Raw genomic sequence first — 16176 nt, forward strand, 5'->3', positions numbered from 1 at the left:
ACGGGCCGCTCGCGCCACCCGTGAAACTCGCTAAGGCGTTAAACCGCCACCAGGCGCACGCTGGCACCTTCACCGACGCCCAAGGCTTCGGCTGCTTCCATATCCAGCGTCACCGGTTTGCCCGGCGCGTAATCCAGCTCCAGCAACACCGCGCGGTAATCCTGCAACTGTGCGTTGGCCACCAGGTACTGACGCCCGGCGCCTTTGACCGGCTCGCCGATCTTCACCGGCACCACGCGGCTCTGGGCGATCGAACGGATCCCGGAAACCCGCGCATGCAGGGTCGGGCCGCCGTCGAAGATGTCGATGTAGTGATCAGTCTCGAAGCCTTCGCGCATCAGGATGTCGAAGGTGATCTGCGCCCGTGGGTGCACTTGGCCCATCGCCTCTTGCGCGGAATCCGGCAGCAGCGGCACGTAGATCGGGTAATGCGGCATCAGCTCGGCAAGGAAGGTGCGGCTTTTCAACCCGCACAGGCGCTCGGCCTCGGCGTAGTTGAGGTCGAAGAAGTTACGCCCGATCGCATCCCAGAACGGCGAATCGCCATTCTCGTCGCTGTAACCGACGATCTCGGTCACCACCGAATCGGCAAAACGCTCCGGGTGGCTGGCGACGAACAGCAGACGGCCACGGGAATTGAGCTCGGCCCACGGCGATCCGACCAGCTCGCGCTGCACATAGAAACTGGTCAGCAGGCTGTTGCCGGTCAGGTCGTGGCACTGCGAAAGCACGTGGATCTTGTTGTGGATCTTCAGCTCGCGGGAGGCGTGGACGAAAGTCTCGTTGCGGAAGCTGTAGAACGGCTCCGAATAACCGGCGGAAGCGACGATGGCCGAGCAGCCGACGAGTTTGCCGGTAGTGGAGTCTTCGAGGACAAAGAAGTAACTCTCTTCACCGTTGAAGCTCACTTCGGCGGCAAACGAAGCTTCGCTCGCGGCGATCTTGTCGCTCAGACGTTCCACGTCATCCGGCAAGGAAGTGACACCAATCGGGCTGTCCGCAGCCAGACGCTGTACCTCGCCCAGGTCAGCCATTTGCGCGGGGCGCATCACCAGCATGGTGTCACTCCTTTCTCTTCAATATTCACAGAAAAAACCGGGCCCACATAAAGATCGATGCAGGAATGGGACTTGTGGCGAGGGGATTTATCCCCGCTGGGGGGCGAAGCCCCCCCAAAAATCTAGGGCCGCTGCGCAGCCCATCGGGGATAAATCCCCTCACCACAGGTTCAATCCAACAGGTGAATGTGCCCGGTATCAAAAATTGGTTCGGCGCCGGAAAAACTCCAGGCGCCGAAAGGTCCATCAGGCTTGCGTCAACTTCGCTGCGGCACGTTCGAAGCGGTCGAGACCGGCGTCGATATCGGCGTCTTCCACCACCAGGCTCGGGGCGAAACGGATCACGTCCGGACCAGCCTGGAGAATCATCAGGCCTTCCTGTTCGGCGGCGTTGAAGATGTCCTTGGCCTTGCCTTTCCACGCTTCGCTGAGCACGCAACCGATCAGCAGACCGAGACCGCGTACCTGAGTGAACAGGCCGTATTTCTCGCCGATCTGTTGCAGGCGGGTCTTGAACTTGTCGTGCTTGGCGTTCACGCCGTTCAACACTTCAGGGGTGTTGACCACGTCGATCACCGCTTCGGCAACGGCGCAGGCCAGCGGGTTGCCGCCGTAAGTGGTGCCGTGGGTGCCGACGACCAGATGTTTGGCCAGCGCTTCGGTGGTCATCATCGCCGCGATCGGGAAACCACCGCCCAGGCTCTTGGCGCTGGTGAGGATGTCGGGGGTCACGCCGTAATGCTGGTAGGCGAACAGCTTGCCGCTGCGGCCCATGCCGGTCTGCACTTCGTCGAACACCAGCAGGGCGTTGTTCGCGTCGCACAGTTCGCGGGCACCTTGCAGGTAAGCCAGCTCGGCCGGCAGTACGCCGCCCTCGCCCTGGATCGGCTCGAGCACGACCGCGCAGGTCTTGTCGGACACCGTGGCTTTCAGTGCCGCCAGATCGTTGTAGGGAACGTGGGTGATGCCAGTGATTTTCGGGCCGAAGCCGTCGGAGTACTTCGACTGGCCACCGACGTTGACGGTGAACAGGGTACGGCCGTGGAAGCTGTTCAGCGCGGCGATGATTTCGTATTTCTCGCTGCCGAAACGGTCGAATGCGACGCGACGGGCCAGCTTGAATGCGGCCTCGTTGGCTTCGGCGCCGGAGTTGCAGAAGAACACGCGCTCGGCAAACGTGGCGTCGATCAGCTTGTGCGCCAGACGCAGGGCCGGTTCGTTGGTGAACACGTTGGACACGTGCCACAGCTTGTTCGCCTGTTCGGTCAAGGCACCGACCAGCGCCGGATGCGCGTGGCCCAGGACGTTAACGGCAATCCCGCCGGCGAAGTCGATCAGCTCGCGGCCGGCCTGATCCCAGACCCGGGAACCGGCGCCACGCACCGGAATGAAAGCGGCAGGCGCGTAGTTGGGAACCATTACCTGGTCGAAATCGGCGCGTTGTACCGCAGCGTGCTCAACGGACATCGGAGTCTCCTGAAGAGGAACACCCGCCTGGAACTGGCGAGCGATGAGGGGATTGTAAGGACAGTTGGGTGCCCGGCCTTGTCGCCAAGCGACAACTTCTTATAGCGCAAACCCCGGATTTTCCCGGGTTTACGGCAATGCGACATATAGCGTCGCAAAGGCGCAGTTTACCGGGCGCGGCCGATTTGCGGCAGGCCGCGCAGGATACCAAGTCAGCCCCCACGGCAGAGACATAAATATCTACCGCACGGGGGGCGCTTGCTGCTGATTTGCTGAGGGTTCTTCCCAACGCCAAGGAATGGCCATGCATTTGTCTGAAGCACCCCCATCGGCAAGCCCGGATGACGCAACTGACGCGCACCATGCGGACGAGCATTATCAACCACTGAAAAACGCGATTCCCGCCTGGCTGGGCGACACTTCAGCCACTCGGCGAGAAGCACTGAAAAGCAGCCTCCCGCAACAGCCGGCCGCGCTCAAGAACGCGCCAGCCGAACAGCACGCGCTGATGAAAAGCCTTGGGGCGGCGCATATCAGCGCCCAGAGCCGGGTCGATAAAAGCCTGGAGCACTTGCAGGACGCTGCGGCCTTCGCCGAGCCCCTGCTCAAGGCCGAGCTGAAAAGCTGCTTCGATCTGGAGCTGGATGTCAGAAACACCTACGTGCGCCTGTACATTCCTGCCACCACCCCGTGGTTTCCGATCCGCACCGGCGCCCGCGCCTGGTCCGTGTCACTGCTCGAGGCTGCGCTGCATAACTTCGAAGACAGGGAAACCGAAGACAACGCCTTCGAAGCCGAGTCGACATTCACCAGCGCCCCCTCGGCCACAGGGCAGTTTGAAACCCTGCCCGAGATCAAGGCGAAACTGAGCATTTCCGCTTTCACAAAACTATGCCGTCGACTGGATATCGGCGCCCAATACAAAGCCAGTCTGGAAGACAATCTGGGCTATTCCGATCCGATGGTCGCGTCGGTCTTGCGCGGCAAAATCGACGCCAGCCAGAAGGCCGCGATGAAGTCTGCCCTGCAATGGGCGCGGATGAACCGCGATGTCTCGGAAAACGCGTTACGCACGATCGAGGCCATGCTCGACGGCGTGAAAGGCCTGCATGTGCATGGCGCCCCGCTGCTGTGTCATGACATGACGATGCTTTGCGCACCGCTGACCGGCATCGTGGTATTCGCCCCGGACCTGTACATGACGCGCAATGCCGCGCGCGTCGTTGCCTACGTCCCGGATGACCCCGAACATCCGTTCAAGGAGTACGGCTCGCCATTGGAAATGGTCGTGGAGCTGACGCGCCAGTTGCGCTCCAGGGACTATCAGCAGTTCTTCAGCCGCTTCGTCAACCACGACCAGCGCGGTTTCTTCTTCAGCACCCTCAACAGCCGGCTGAGTGAAATCCGCTGGCATCCGCACGAACCCGGCGACCCGCTGCCGGCGTGGCGCGAAGCCCCGGTGGAGCGGCCCGATCTGCAGACCGCGCTGACGCCGTTTTACGACGATGTCTGGCAACACCTGTACCAGGCAAAGCTGAACAAGACTTTCAATGACGCCCGAACCATTGCCGTACCGACTGCCCTGGTTGATCAAAGGGCGCGCTGGGCATTCTGGGATTCGCTGGTCAACATCCTCTCTTCCATCGCCCAGACCGCCGCGATGATCGTCGCGCCGTTCGTGCCGGTGCTCGGTGAAGCGATGATGGCGTACATGGCCTATCAGATGCTCGATGAAGTATTCGAAGGCATTGTCGAGTGGGCGCAGGGGCGCACGACCGAAGCGGTCGAACACCTGATGGGGACCGTGGAATCGATGATCCAGCTGGGCATGTTCGCCGTCGGCGGCGCGATTGGTGCGGCCGAGTTTCGCAAGGTATTGCCCAAGGAGATCGTGGCGTTCATCGACCGCTTCAAACCGGTACAACTGGCCAATGGTGACACCCGCTATTGGCAACCGGATCTCGAACGCTACAAACATCCGCAGCGCCCGACTGCCGATTCGCAACCCGATGCGCTGGGTCTGCATACCCATGAAGACAAGCGCCTGCTGCCCCTGGAGGACGCGCATTTTGCAGTCACGGAAAGTCAGGTGCCGGGGCAGTACCGCATCGAACATCCGAGTCGCCCCGACGCATACCAACCGGTGCTGCGCCACAATGGCGAAGGCGCCTGGCACACTGAACTCGAGCAACCGCTGGAGTGGGATGGCGCAACCGCGCTGCGCCGTATCGGCCCTGCGGTCGAGAGCTTGTCCGCGAGCGAGCGCGAAACCGTCCTGCAGATCAGCGGAACCAGCGAAGACGCGCTGCGCAAAATGCATGTCGAGCAGGAAAAGGTCCCGCCGCTGCTGGCCGACAGCATTCAGCGCTTCAAGCTTGATCAGCAGTGGCAACGTTTCATCGACCAGCTCGACAGCGATGACGCTGAAGTTTTTTCGCGCGCCGACCCGACCATGCAGCTGCAGGTGCTCAGCGAATACGGTCGCTGGCCAAGCGACAAATGCCTGCGTCTGCTCGATCGCCGAGGCGAGCAACTGTGGCAATCGTCTGCCGACACAAGCCTGCCGGTGATCGAACTACGCCACGACACGCTGGCCGGTGGCGACGTGCTCAAAACCCTGCTCCAAGCACTCGACGAGACGCAGATCAAAGCCTTGCTGGACGAGCCCTTCGCCGGACCGACGCCGTCCATCGAGGTCCGCAGCCAGAACCTGCGCAAGCAAGTGGCCGACCTCGCCAGACGCAACACGAGCGCGCTGTTCGAGTCGCGCTATCAAGCCCTTCAGCACCTCGACGACCCGCTGGCGGCACGACTCAAGACCCACCCTCCAAAATTGCCGGCCAGCATCACCCGCGAACTGCTCGATACCGCGACCGGCAGCGAACTGCTGCAGATCAGCGAAGGACAATTGCCGGCGCGCCAACAGACGCTCATGCAGATGGCCAGTGACGAGGTGCGCGTCACCCGCGCGTATGAAGGCCTTGAGCTGGCCTCGGTGAGCAACCCCGACTCTGATTCTCTGGCGCTGCACAGCCTCAAACTGCTGCCGGGCTGGAGTGGTGATGTGCGCATCGAAATCCGTGATGGGCGCTACGGGGGCACATTACTGGACACCATCGGCCGTGACGATGCGCCTGCACACAAGGTGCTGGTTCGCCGCGACGATGGCCAATATCAACCTTATGACGATCGTGGGCAGCAGCTGCACTCATTCACTGATTTCTATTCCAGCCTGTTGTACGCATTGCCCGACAGCGAGCGCCAGAGCCTGGACCTGCGCATCGGTCAGAGTCAGGCGCTGAAGGCGGCCATTCGTCAACGTACGCTCGAGCGCAACGAGTGGCGTCAGGTGATTGCCGATACGCCGTCCCGAGCGCCGACTGTCGACACCCTGCGCCTGCTGGGGACCGACGGTTACGCCCATGCTCCGCGTCCGCCACGCTCCGCTTACCAGCCGCACACCCTCGAAGAAGACATCCGCGTGCTCTATCCACGCATGTCGAATCATGAGATGCGCTTTCTCGCCGAAAGCATGCGCAGGAGTCCCGCAGGCCCGCGCGCAGAGATGCTTCGCTTGCAAAATGACTACTTGCAATTGCAGAACGAGCTGCATGTCTGGGCCAACAATCCGCCCGCTGTACACCCGGAAACCGGCACGGCGCTGACGTCGCTGGAGAAGCGCGCCGAACTCCAGAATCGCAGGCTGCTCAGGGAGCAATTGCTCAAAGCCTGGAGGCGGGAGCACGTCACGGGTATCAGTCAACAGGGCTTCGCCGCCGGATACGCCTTGCGCCTTACACCGGCGGTGATGGGCGACTTGCCGGTGTTGTCAGCGGACTTCAGCCATATCACCTCGCTCGCCATTGATGGCAGCCCGATGACCACATCTGTCGACAGCTTTCTGCAGTCCTTCAGTCAGTTGCAGAATATTGATGCGCGCAATCTCAATCTGCCCAGCCTGCCGCAAGCACTGACTTCAATGCCCTCGCTGCGCGAACTGCGTTTACGCGATTGCCGAGTGAGCCTGACAACGGTCACAGAGTCGGTGCTGGCTTCCTTGCCACAACTTACCCTGCTGGATCTGCAAGGCAATGCGCTGGGCTTGCCGCCGGATCTGCACGCGATGCCTTCGTTGCGCTACGTCAATCTGTCGGACACCGGCATTCATACGGTGCCCGACGATCTGCTGGATCATCCGCGATTGATCTCGGCGCAATTCGATCGCAACCGCATCACGCGGATACCGGAAAAGTTCTTCAACCTGGCCAGCTCCCTCAGCGACGGTTACACCTTTGCAGACAACCCGTTGACCGCGGCCTCTCGCGAACGGGTCAAGGTGTTTTACGAGCATACCGGCAAGCACTTCGGGGTCCGGCCTGTGCAGGAGGATCTGCAGCGCACCATCGCCTTGTTCCCTTCCCTTGACACCGAAGGCGCGACACGGGTTTTGTACCGATTGCCCGGGCCATTGGCCGAGTGCGGTGCACAGTTGTCACGCTGGGAAAATGAGCTCGGCGTTGTGAATCTCGAACTCAGCCAATGGATCAACCAGGCCGCCGTGACTGCCGCCGAATCGGGAGAACGTCTGCCGCTCGAGACGCAGACCCGCGAACTGGATGCCAGGCGAGACTTTGCGCAACAGATCGAACAATTCTGGCGCAGCCCGCCCACGTACCCGCGCCTTGAAGAACTCAGGGCAACGGCGGCCTTCAGTGGCGATATGCCGATACTCAGCACCGGTCTGGAGCGCGTTACCCGGTTGAACCTCGTTGGCAACGCCAATATCACCGCCGCCCTGCGCTTCGTGGAGTGCTTGCCCAACCTTGCCAAGCTGAAAATGAGCGGCTTCGAACTGGAACCGCTGGCGCTTGGCGAAGCAAAACTGCCTCGGCTGACCGATCTGGAACTGAAGAATTGTGGCGTGGTCATGACCCCGGAAAACCAGGCTGCGCTGCTGTCACTCACCGCCCTGGATACGCTGGACCTGAGCAACAATCCGCTGGGAACGTTCCCCGACCTGAACCTGTTGCCGGAATTGTTCCATCTCGACCTGTCCAACTGCGGGTTGACCGTCGTTCCCGAAGGACTGAGCAGCCATCCGGGGTTACGAATCGCAGCCCTCTCGGGCAACCGCATCACGCAATTGCCGGAGGCGCTGTTCGACCTCCCCGCCGAGCGCAGTGACGGCATTGACCTTGCCGACAATCCGCTATCGGCAGCAACGCGCGATCAGATCAAAAACTACTTCCGCATCCATCGAAACGACTTTGACGTCCTGGCGCCCGAGCAGGATGTCAGCCTCGCCCGGCAGCTGTTTCCCGGTTTGAACAAGCAGGAGGCCAGCGAGATGATCTACGACTTGCCCGGCAATCTGGGCGACAGCCGCAAACAGCTCCTTCGCTGGAAAGCGGAGCAGCAACAGATGCGCGATGACCTGACCGGCTGGGCCTCGGCAATTCCGTCCGCGCACCCGGTCACAGGCCAGGCCTTGAGCGTAAGCGAGCATCTGGCGCAACGATCCGCACGCTCGGACTTCAAGCAATTGCTGGAGGATTTCTGGAGCGAAAGATCGATGGGAAGCGGCAAGCGCAGCGCATTGTTTGCGGCAGACCTGAAGTTTCTCGGCGAAATGCCGCGCCTGAGTGTCAACTTCGATCACGTGACCAGCCTCAAGCTCACCGGCAACGTGACGACCGCCGGACTGGAGCCGTTCGCTGCCTTGTTCCCGAATCTTCAGACGCTGAAATTGAAAGCCTTCACGCTCTATGACATACCCTCATTCGTCGGCCGCCTGCAGTATCTCAAAGAGCTCAAACTGAATGACTGCGCGCTGACACTGTCACCTGCCGGGCAGCAACTACTCGGCACCCTGCCCGAGTTGCGGCTGCTCGATCTGAGCCACAACCCACTGTCAAACGCGCCCGATCTGACCACCCTGCCCAAGGTCACCAACTTTTTACTTGGCCATACCGATCTGACCAGCGTGCCGAAGGGCATCGCCGAGCATCCGCTGCTGCGAGAGCTCTCGCTTGCCAACAACCAGATTACCGAGCTGCCGGACGCAATCTTCAGCCTGAAGCCCGATAAGGCCGACGGCATCTATCTGAACGACAACCCTCTGTCGATAAATGCCCGCGAGCGCGTCAAGTTCTACTACGCGGCACACGGGCGCAACTTCCGGATCAAGCCGCCATCGGCTGACATTGCCATGGCGCAGAGACTGTTCCCGCGACTTGGGGAAAACGCTGCGATCAACATGATTTATCGCCTGCCCGGGACATTACAGACCGGCACGGCGCAACTGATCAGGTGGGAGGGCGAAATCGCCCGCATGATTGGCGATCTCAACGCATGGCGTGAGCGTCTGCCAGTCAACAATCCATCGACAGAACGGCCATGGACTGCGCAGGAAAAAGCCGCAGAACTCGCCGAGAGACAAAAATTCAGCGAAAGCCTCGAACAACTGTGGCGCGGCAGGCGCACCGACAATTCAGCACTACGGTTCAATACCTTCAATGCCAATGCGGCATTTACCGGTGAGTTACCGCAATTGGCCACCGACTTCAGTCACATCTCCCATCTCAGTCTGCAGGGCAATCCGGCACTGAAGGTTTCCGACGGTTTTCTCACAAGCTTCAGCGGATTGCAGGGCCTGGAATTGCAGGATTTGTCCCTGGGCCAGATGCCTCAAGCGCTGCAAAGCCTGCCGTCGCTGGAAACGCTGATGCTGAGCAAGTGCCAGATCACACTGGATCCTGCCGGACAAGCGGTCTTGTCCACGCTGACCCGCTTGAAATCTCTGGACTTGTATAGCAATCCGCTGCAGGTCACGCCCGATGTGTCGGCACTGCAGAACCTGACGTTCATCGATCTGACCAGCACCGGAATCGATAGCGTTCCTGCCGGGCTGGAACAGCTGCCGCAGCTGGAAGTTGCATTGCTGAGCGACAACAACATCATCGAGGTGCCGACGGAGCTGACGCGTTATTCCGGTCGCGGCATGGAACTGGGCGCCAACCCGTTGTCGGTTGCTTCCAGAGAACGTGTCAAAGCCGCTTTCCAGGCCAAAGCCGACAATTTCGGTGTCTGGGTCCAACAGGACGACATCGATCTGGCGCAAAGCCTTTACCCGTCGCTGTCCGGCTTCGATGCCAACGATCTGGTCTACAAGCTGGCGGGTACGCTGGCCGATGGACGTCTTGAGCTGATGCGCCGCAAAACCGGCCTCACCAGCCTGCTCGAACGCCTGGATAGCTGGGCAAATGAGATCCCCAACGATCCTGACACGCAAATGCCACTGGCGAACGACGCGGCAGCCAGGGAAACACGCAATCGCCAACATTTCAGGCGAGATCTGGAAACCGACCTGCGCCGGGCGCCCACGTACATCATGGACCCAAGAGTTACCTGCGACATTTCGTTCACCGGCGAGCTGCCGGCGCTGGCCGCAAGCTTCGACCATATCGAAGAGTTGCGACTGACAAGCGGAGCGTCCGCCCCGCCCAGGGTCGATCAATTGTTGGCGCTTTTTCCCAAACTCAAAAGCATCACCATCCGCAAATATCCGTTGCGCGAGGTTCCCCCCAGAATCTTCGGAATGGACAGACTGCACAGCCTGTATCTGCCTGGCTGTGAAATCACGCTGACTGCGCAGACCGCAGAAGCCTTCAGAATGCTGAGAAACCTGAGATCCGTGGACCTGAGCGACAATCCGCTCAACATGGCTCCGGATCTGAGTCATTTCCCGCAGATGACCGATGTGCGTCTGGGCAATTGCGCCTTGAGCAAGGTGCCTGATGGCCTGTTCGAACTGCCTCGATTGATGTACGCGGACTTGTCCGGGAACGCGATTACCGAGTTGCCGGTCGGGTTTCCTTTACAGCCCGGCGAGGTGCTGACCGAATATGCCTTCGGCGACAACCCGCTGACCGCAGAAAGCCAGCAGCGCCTGCAGCGTTATGAGGCGGCGTATCAACTGCGCCTGGCGGAGCGACAGGCGAGCAACGACACCGTGTATCAGTCGTTTGAGGACTTCCATGATTTTTCCAGCAGCATCGACACCGATTGAACTCGGCCCGCGCTCAGCCACGCTCCGGCGGCACTGACGACAATTCGAACGGGCTGCTGCTGCGTCGCTGATTGCGATCTTCCCGCGGCGTGGCCCCGAAGAAATTGCGATAGGCGCTGGAGAAGTGCGGCCCCGAGGAGAAGCCACACGACAGGCCGATCTGGATAATCGACTTGCTGGTCTGCATCAACATCTGCCGGGCCTTGTTCAGGCGCAGTTCCAGGTAGTACTGGCTCGGCACGCGGTTGAGGTATTGCTTGAAGATCCGCTCCAGTTGCCGACGGGATACGCACACATGCTGGGCGATTTCGTCGGTAGTCAGCGGCTCTTCGATGTTGGCTTCCATCAGCAACACCGCCTGGGTGAGCTTCGGATGGCTGGAGCCGAGGCGATTCTGCAACGGAATGCGCTGACGCTCACCGCCCTCGCGGATGCGCTCAACGACCAGTTCTTCCGACACCGCACCGGCCAGTTCCGCACCGTGATCGCGGGCCAGCACCGCCAGCAACAGGTCGAGCACCGACATGCCACCGCAAGCGGTCAGGCGGTCGCGATCCCAGTCGAACAGATGACTGGTGGCGATGACTTTCGGGAAGCGCTCAGCGAAATCGTCCTGCCAGCGCCAGTGCACGGCGGCGCGATAACCGTCGAGCAAACCGAGCTGGGCCAGCGGATAGACACCGGCCGACAGACCACCGATCACGCAACCGGCACGCACCAGTTGCTTGAGCGCACTGCTCAGCGCCGGCGCGAGCGTGGTCGGTGGCTCGTCAGCGAGCAGGAACAGTTTCTGGAAATTCTCGAGCTTGCCGGCCCACGGCTCGCCGGGCAATTGCCAGGCCCCTTCGGTCTGCGGCTCGGCCTGCAAGAACGACAGTTCGTAAACCACGTCCGGGTGCACCCGCTGCGCAACACGCAAGGCCTCCTCCGCCAGCGCCAGCGTCAACGCTTTAGTGCTGGGCCAAATCAGGAAACCAATTCGATGGGCAGTCATGGGCGGGCAATCCGAAACGAACAACGGTGATGAAGGCATGGGCCAATGCTAGCCCGGAAATGAATACAAATCCTGAGTCCGACACAGATCCATGTAGGAGCTGCCGAAGGCTGCGATCTTTTGATTTTTGAAAAACAAGATCAAAAGATCGCAGCCTCGTTGCACTCGGCAGCTCCTACAGGGGATCTGGGTCAGGCTTCAGGTCGCGAAGCATGACCTAATCTGGTGCACAACGGCAGCCCTGATTTATTTCAGGCTGCCCGACAGGAACTGCTGCAAGCGTTCCGACTGCGGGTTGACCAGCACTTCGCGCGGGTTGCCGCTTTCTTCGACGACGCCTTTGTGCAGGAACACCAACTGGTTCGACACTTCACGGGCGAAGCCCATTTCGTGGGTCACCACGACCATGGTGCGGCCTTCCTGCGCCAGCGCCTGCATGACTTTCAGCACGTCGCCAACCAGTTCAGGGTCAAGGGCCGAGGTCGGTTCGTCGAACAGCATCACTTCCGGTTCCATCGCCAGTGCACGGGCGATCGCCACGCGCTGCTGCTCGCCGCCGGACATGTGCCCCGGGAACGCGTCTTTGCGATGGGCCACGCCAACCTTGTTCAGGTAGTACTCGGCTTTTTCCCGCGCTTCGTACTTGGGTATGCCGAGCACGTGCACCGGTGCTTCCATGATGTTTTCAATCGCCGTCATGTGCGACCACAGGTTGAAATGCTGGAACACCATCGACAGGCGCGAACGCATGCGTTGCAGCTGCTTCGGATCAGCGGCTTTCAGCGCGCCGTCCTTGTTCGCCACCAGTTTCAGCTCTTCGTTGTTGAGCAGGATCTTGCCGGCGTGCGGCTGCTCAAGCAGGTTGATGCAACGCAGGAAAGTACTTTTGCCGGAGCCACTGGAGCCGATGATGCTGATCACATCGCCGGCGGCGGCTTTCAGGGACACGCCCTTGAGCACTTCGTGACTGCCATAGCGTTTATGCAGGTCTTGGACTTCAAGTTTGTACATGCGGTCGGTTCTCACAAAAACAGTCAGTCAGTCGTTGAGCAAGCGCCCGTGACGCAGCGCTTCGCGCCCCGCCACCTTGGCCAGCCAGAAACCGGGTTGGGCATAGCGCAGCCGTTCAATGGCAAACAGCACCCCGGACGTACCAGCACATACCGTGCTGACCCGATCGGACACAGGGTCGATCACTTGAAAAATTTCATCGCCCGCCTCGACCCATTCGCCGGGCCTGCGGGAAAAACTCACCACACCGGGGTGCGGCGCGAACAACAATTCGGTGCCTTCGAACGGCATGCCTTCGCACGGTTCGAAGGCCGGGTCCGGCCACTCGCCGGTGATCAGGCCTTGCTCGGCAAGGAACGCCAGAATGCCTTCGGCATAAGCCTCGGCTTCGACGCGGCCAGTGTCGGCCTGCCCGCCCAGCTCGATGGTCGTCGCCAGACACGCCAGCGGAATCTGCGCATCGGGAAACTGCCGCGACAGGCGCAGCCACGGCAACGAGCAGGCTTCATCGAACGAGCTGCCGCCGGAATCTTCCGCGAGCAAACCAACCTTGACGTTCAGGTGCGCCGACAGCGAACGCCACTGCGGCCAGTGCTGCGGCAGCGCGTACATGTGCAGCGCGGCTTCGGCATCGCAGTGCAGATCCAGCACCACATCGGCGGTGCAAGCGTGGCTGAGCAGCACACGCTGCATGCCCTGCAACTGGCTGCTCGCTTCAGGCAAGCCGGCCAAGTGGTCGGCCATTGCCTGGCGGATCAGGCGCACGTTGGCATGGGGATCATCACCGAGCTTGTCGCCCAGTGCCGCCGCGACCGGCGCGCTGAGCTCGACGAAATCACGGTTGAAATTCTTGCCGCTGCCCGCCTCGAAACGGCCCTGGAAATTGCCTTGCAGCAATTGCCCTAGACCGATCGGATTGGCCACCGGCACCAGCTCGATCACGCCGTTGAGCAAGCCTTGGGCTTCGAGTTCGCCGAGGCGCTTTTTCAGCTCCCAGGCGGTGCGCATGCCCGGCAGTTCATCGGCGTGCAGGCTGGCCTGGATGTAGGCCTTGCGCTCGCCGCTGCCGAAACGGAAAACCGAAACCTTGCGCTCGCTGCCCAAGTGGCTCCACGGCAATACGTGGTCGATGCGTTGCATATCAGTGCTTCCGTGGCGCGAGGTAGCTCAACCAGCGACGCTCGGCCAGTTTGAACAGCTTGACCAGAATGAAGGTCAGGCACAGGTAGAACACGCCAGCGGTGATGTACGCCTCGAACGGCAGATAGAACTGCGCGTTGACGGTACGTGCCGCGCCAGTGATGTCGATCAGGGTCACGATCGACGCCAGACTGGTGGTCTGCAGCATCATGATCACTTCATTGCTGTACTGCGGCAGCGCGCGGCGCAGGGCCGACGGCAGCAGAATGCGCTTGTACAGTTTGAAGCGCGACATGCCCATGGCCTTGGCCGCTTCGATCTCACCGTTCGGCGTGGCCTTGAGGCTGCCGGCAATGATTTCTGCGGTGTAGGCGCTGGTGTTCACGGCAAAAGCCAGGCAGGCGCAGAACGTTGCGCTCGACAGCCACGGCCACAGGAAGCTTTCGCGTACCGCTTCGAACTGGGCCAGACCGTAGTAGATCAGGAACAGCTGCACCAGCATCGGCGTGCCACGAATCACGTAGGTGTACAGCCACGCGGCGCCGTTGACGAACGGGTTTTTCGAGACGCGCATCAGCCCCAGCGGCAACGCCGCGAGCAAACCGAAGAACAGCGACAGCGCGAGCAATTTGAGGGTGGTCAGCAGGCCGCTGAAGTACAGCGGCAGTGCCTCCCAGATGACGTTGTAGTCGAAGATCATAGATCAGCCGCCCTTACGCCTACCGAGTAGCGCTTCTCAAGGTGACGCAATGCCAGCAACGAAACACTGGTGATCACCAGGTACATCGCCGCCACTGCGAGGAAGAAGGTGAAAGGCTCGCGCGTGGCATCCGCCGCCTGCTTGGCCTTGAACATCATGTCTTGCAGACCGACCACGGAAATCAGCGCGGTGGCCTTGGTCAGTACCAGCCAGTTGTTGGTGAAGCCGGGAATCGCCAGACGAATCATCTGCGGCACCATCACCCGGAAGAACACCTGAAAACTGCTCATGCCGTACGCCATGCCCGCTTCGGCCTGGCCTTTGGGGATCGCCATGAACGCACCACGGAAGGTTTCCGAGAGGTACGCACCGAAGATGAAACCGAGGGTGCCGATACCGGCGGCCAGCGGGTTCAGGTCGATGTAGTCGTCATAGCCGAGCATCGGCGCGACGCGGTTGAGCAAGTCCTGACCGCCGTAGAAGATCAGCAGGATCAGCACCAGATCGGGAATGCCGCGGATCACCGTCGAATACAGGTCGCCCAGCCACGCCAGCCAGCGCACCGGCGACAGGCGCAACGCGACACCGATCAGCCCGAGAACGATGGCCAGAGCCATGGACGACAAGGCGAGCTGAAGCGTCAGCCATGCGCCATCGAGGATGACAGCCCCGTAGCCTTTCAACATGATTCAGGTCCTCGAAAGTTGGGATGAAAAAATGGCGCAAACCGCAGAGATTCTGTTGCTTGCGCCATTTCGGACTTGTCGCAGAGACGTCTTACTTGCCGTAGATGTCGAAGGCGAAGTACTTGTCCTGGATTGCTTTGTATTTGCCGTTTTCGCGGATGGCCGCGATGGCAGTGTTGATCTTGTCTTTCAGGGCGTCGCCCTTGCGCACTGCGATACCTACGCCGTCGCCGAAGTATTTGACGTCGGTGAAGGCCGGGCCAACGAACGCGAAGCCTTTACCGGCGTCGGTTTTCAGGAAACCATCGTCCAGCAGGGTAGCGTCAGCCACGGTACCGTCGAGGCGACCGGCAGCCACGTCGAGGTAGATTTCGTTCTGCGAGCCGTACGGCTTGATCTCGGCGCCCAATGGAGCCAGAACTTCGCGGGCGAAACGCTCGTGGATCGAGCCACGCTGTACGCCGATGTTCTTGCCCTTCAGTTCAGCCAGACCTTCGCTGACCTGAGTGCCGGCCTTCATGACCAGACGCGCCGGGGTGTTGTAGTACTTGTTGGTGAAGTCGACCGACTTCTTGCGATCTTCGGTGATCGACATCGACGACAGGATCGCGTCGATCTTGCGCACTTTGAGAGCTGGGATCAGACCGTCGAACTCTTGCTCGACCCACACGCACTTGACCTTCATTTCTTCGCACAGCGCGTTGCCGATGTCGTAGTCGAAACCGACGATGCTGCCGTCCGGTGCTTTCGAAGCGAATGGAGGGTAAGCCGCTTCGATGCCGATCTTCACAGGTTTTTCGTCAGCGACGGCATTCAGCGACAGCACGGACAGTGCCAGGGCGCCAAGCAGCACAAGTTTCTTCATCTTGGGACTCCATCGGTAAAGGGCAAAAACGGCAGAGTGAGCGACAGCCCAATATGCGAATGGGTGAATCGGAAATCGGTTGCGCATCGGCGGAAATTTCCCATTGAAACCGCAGGCGATTTCAACGTCAGCCACGATGAGCGAGTGATCGGCATTCTAACGACAGGCCCGAAGCCGATATTTCTTC

General features: G+C 60.6%; 9 protein-coding genes. 1 reads left to right on the forward strand and 8 read right to left on the reverse strand.

Going from position 1 to position 16176, the window contains the following annotated elements; translation table 11 throughout:
- Positions 1-38: 38 nt before the first annotated feature.
- Both aruF and D8U60_RS00295 read right to left on the reverse strand, forming a co-directional pair.
- Positions 39-1058 carry an arginine/ornithine succinyltransferase subunit alpha gene (aruF, locus tag D8U60_RS00290; protein ID WP_016773587.1) on the reverse strand — a complete coding sequence of 340 codons (1020 nt, stop codon included), beginning with the start codon at positions 1056-1058 and terminating at the stop codon, positions 39-41.
- 246 nt (positions 1059-1304) lie between these two features.
- The gene (locus tag D8U60_RS00295) at positions 1305-2525 is read right to left on the reverse strand and encodes an aspartate aminotransferase family protein (RefSeq protein ID WP_130899200.1); all 1221 of its coding nucleotides are present in this window, start codon (positions 2523-2525) and stop codon (positions 1305-1307) included.
- 304 nt (positions 2526-2829) lie between these two features.
- On the opposite strand from D8U60_RS00295, the gene D8U60_RS00300 reads away from it, so the two are divergent.
- Positions 2830-10593 (forward strand): DUF6543 domain-containing protein, encoded by a 7764-nt coding sequence (locus tag D8U60_RS00300; protein WP_130899201.1) that lies wholly within the window; start codon positions 2830-2832, stop codon positions 10591-10593.
- A gap of 13 nt (positions 10594-10606) precedes the next feature.
- Here the strand turns inward: D8U60_RS00300 and argR are convergent, their stop codons facing one another.
- The 6 genes from argR to D8U60_RS00330 all read right to left on the reverse strand — a co-directional run bounded on the left by argR (position 10607) and on the right by D8U60_RS00330 (position 15989).
- Positions 10607-11587, reverse strand: a complete 981-nt coding sequence (gene argR, locus D8U60_RS00305; RefSeq protein WP_041479242.1) for a transcriptional regulator ArgR — start codon at positions 11585-11587, stop codon at positions 10607-10609.
- 246 nt (positions 11588-11833) lie between these two features.
- Positions 11834-12598, reverse strand: coding sequence for an ATP-binding cassette domain-containing protein (locus tag D8U60_RS00310; RefSeq protein ID WP_130899202.1), 765 nt, complete (start codon positions 12596-12598; stop codon positions 11834-11836).
- Between the two features lie 27 nt (positions 12599-12625).
- Entirely contained in the window at positions 12626-13738 is a 1113-nt protein-coding gene (locus tag D8U60_RS00315; RefSeq protein WP_130899203.1) for a succinylglutamate desuccinylase/aspartoacylase family protein, read from the reverse strand.
- A gap of 1 nt (position 13739) precedes the next feature.
- Positions 13740-14438 (reverse strand): ABC transporter permease, encoded by a 699-nt coding sequence (locus D8U60_RS00320; protein ID WP_024014019.1) that lies wholly within the window; start codon positions 14436-14438, stop codon positions 13740-13742.
- Complete coding sequence (locus D8U60_RS00325) at positions 14435-15124, reverse strand: ABC transporter permease (RefSeq protein ID WP_016773583.1); 690 nt, start codon at positions 15122-15124, stop codon at positions 14435-14437. Before D8U60_RS00325 ends, D8U60_RS00320 begins: the two co-directional genes overlap by 4 nt.
- A 91-nt stretch (positions 15125-15215) precedes the next feature.
- Complete coding sequence (locus tag D8U60_RS00330) at positions 15216-15989, reverse strand: ABC transporter substrate-binding protein (RefSeq protein ID WP_024014020.1); 774 nt, start codon at positions 15987-15989, stop codon at positions 15216-15218.
- Positions 15990-16176: the final 187 nt, after the last annotated feature.

Origin of the sequence: Pseudomonas sp. Sample_11 (genome assembly GCF_004307505.1) — a bacterium.
Classification (GTDB): domain Bacteria; phylum Pseudomonadota; class Gammaproteobacteria; order Pseudomonadales; family Pseudomonadaceae; genus Aquipseudomonas; species Aquipseudomonas atacamensis.

Coding starts and splice junctions, on each gene's coding strand:
- aruF (WP_016773587.1), bottom strand. CDS start 1,058: ATGCTGGTGATGCGCCCCGCGCAAATGGCTGACCTGGGCGAGGTACAG.
- D8U60_RS00295 (WP_130899200.1), bottom strand. CDS start 2,525: ATGTCCGTTGAGCACGCTGCGGTACAACGCGCCGATTTCGACCAGGTA.
- D8U60_RS00300 (WP_130899201.1), top strand. CDS start 2,830: ATGCATTTGTCTGAAGCACCCCCATCGGCAAGCCCGGATGACGCAACT.
- argR (WP_041479242.1), bottom strand. CDS start 11,587: ATGACTGCCCATCGAATTGGTTTCCTGATTTGGCCCAGCACTAAAGCG.
- D8U60_RS00310 (WP_130899202.1), bottom strand. CDS start 12,598: ATGTACAAACTTGAAGTCCAAGACCTGCATAAACGCTATGGCAGTCAC.
- D8U60_RS00315 (WP_130899203.1), bottom strand. CDS start 13,738: ATGCAACGCATCGACCACGTATTGCCGTGGAGCCACTTGGGCAGCGAG.
- D8U60_RS00320 (WP_024014019.1), bottom strand. CDS start 14,438: ATGATCTTCGACTACAACGTCATCTGGGAGGCACTGCCGCTGTACTTC.
- D8U60_RS00325 (WP_016773583.1), bottom strand. CDS start 15,124: ATGTTGAAAGGCTACGGGGCTGTCATCCTCGATGGCGCATGGCTGACG.
- D8U60_RS00330 (WP_024014020.1), bottom strand. CDS start 15,989: ATGAAGAAACTTGTGCTGCTTGGCGCCCTGGCACTGTCCGTGCTGTCG.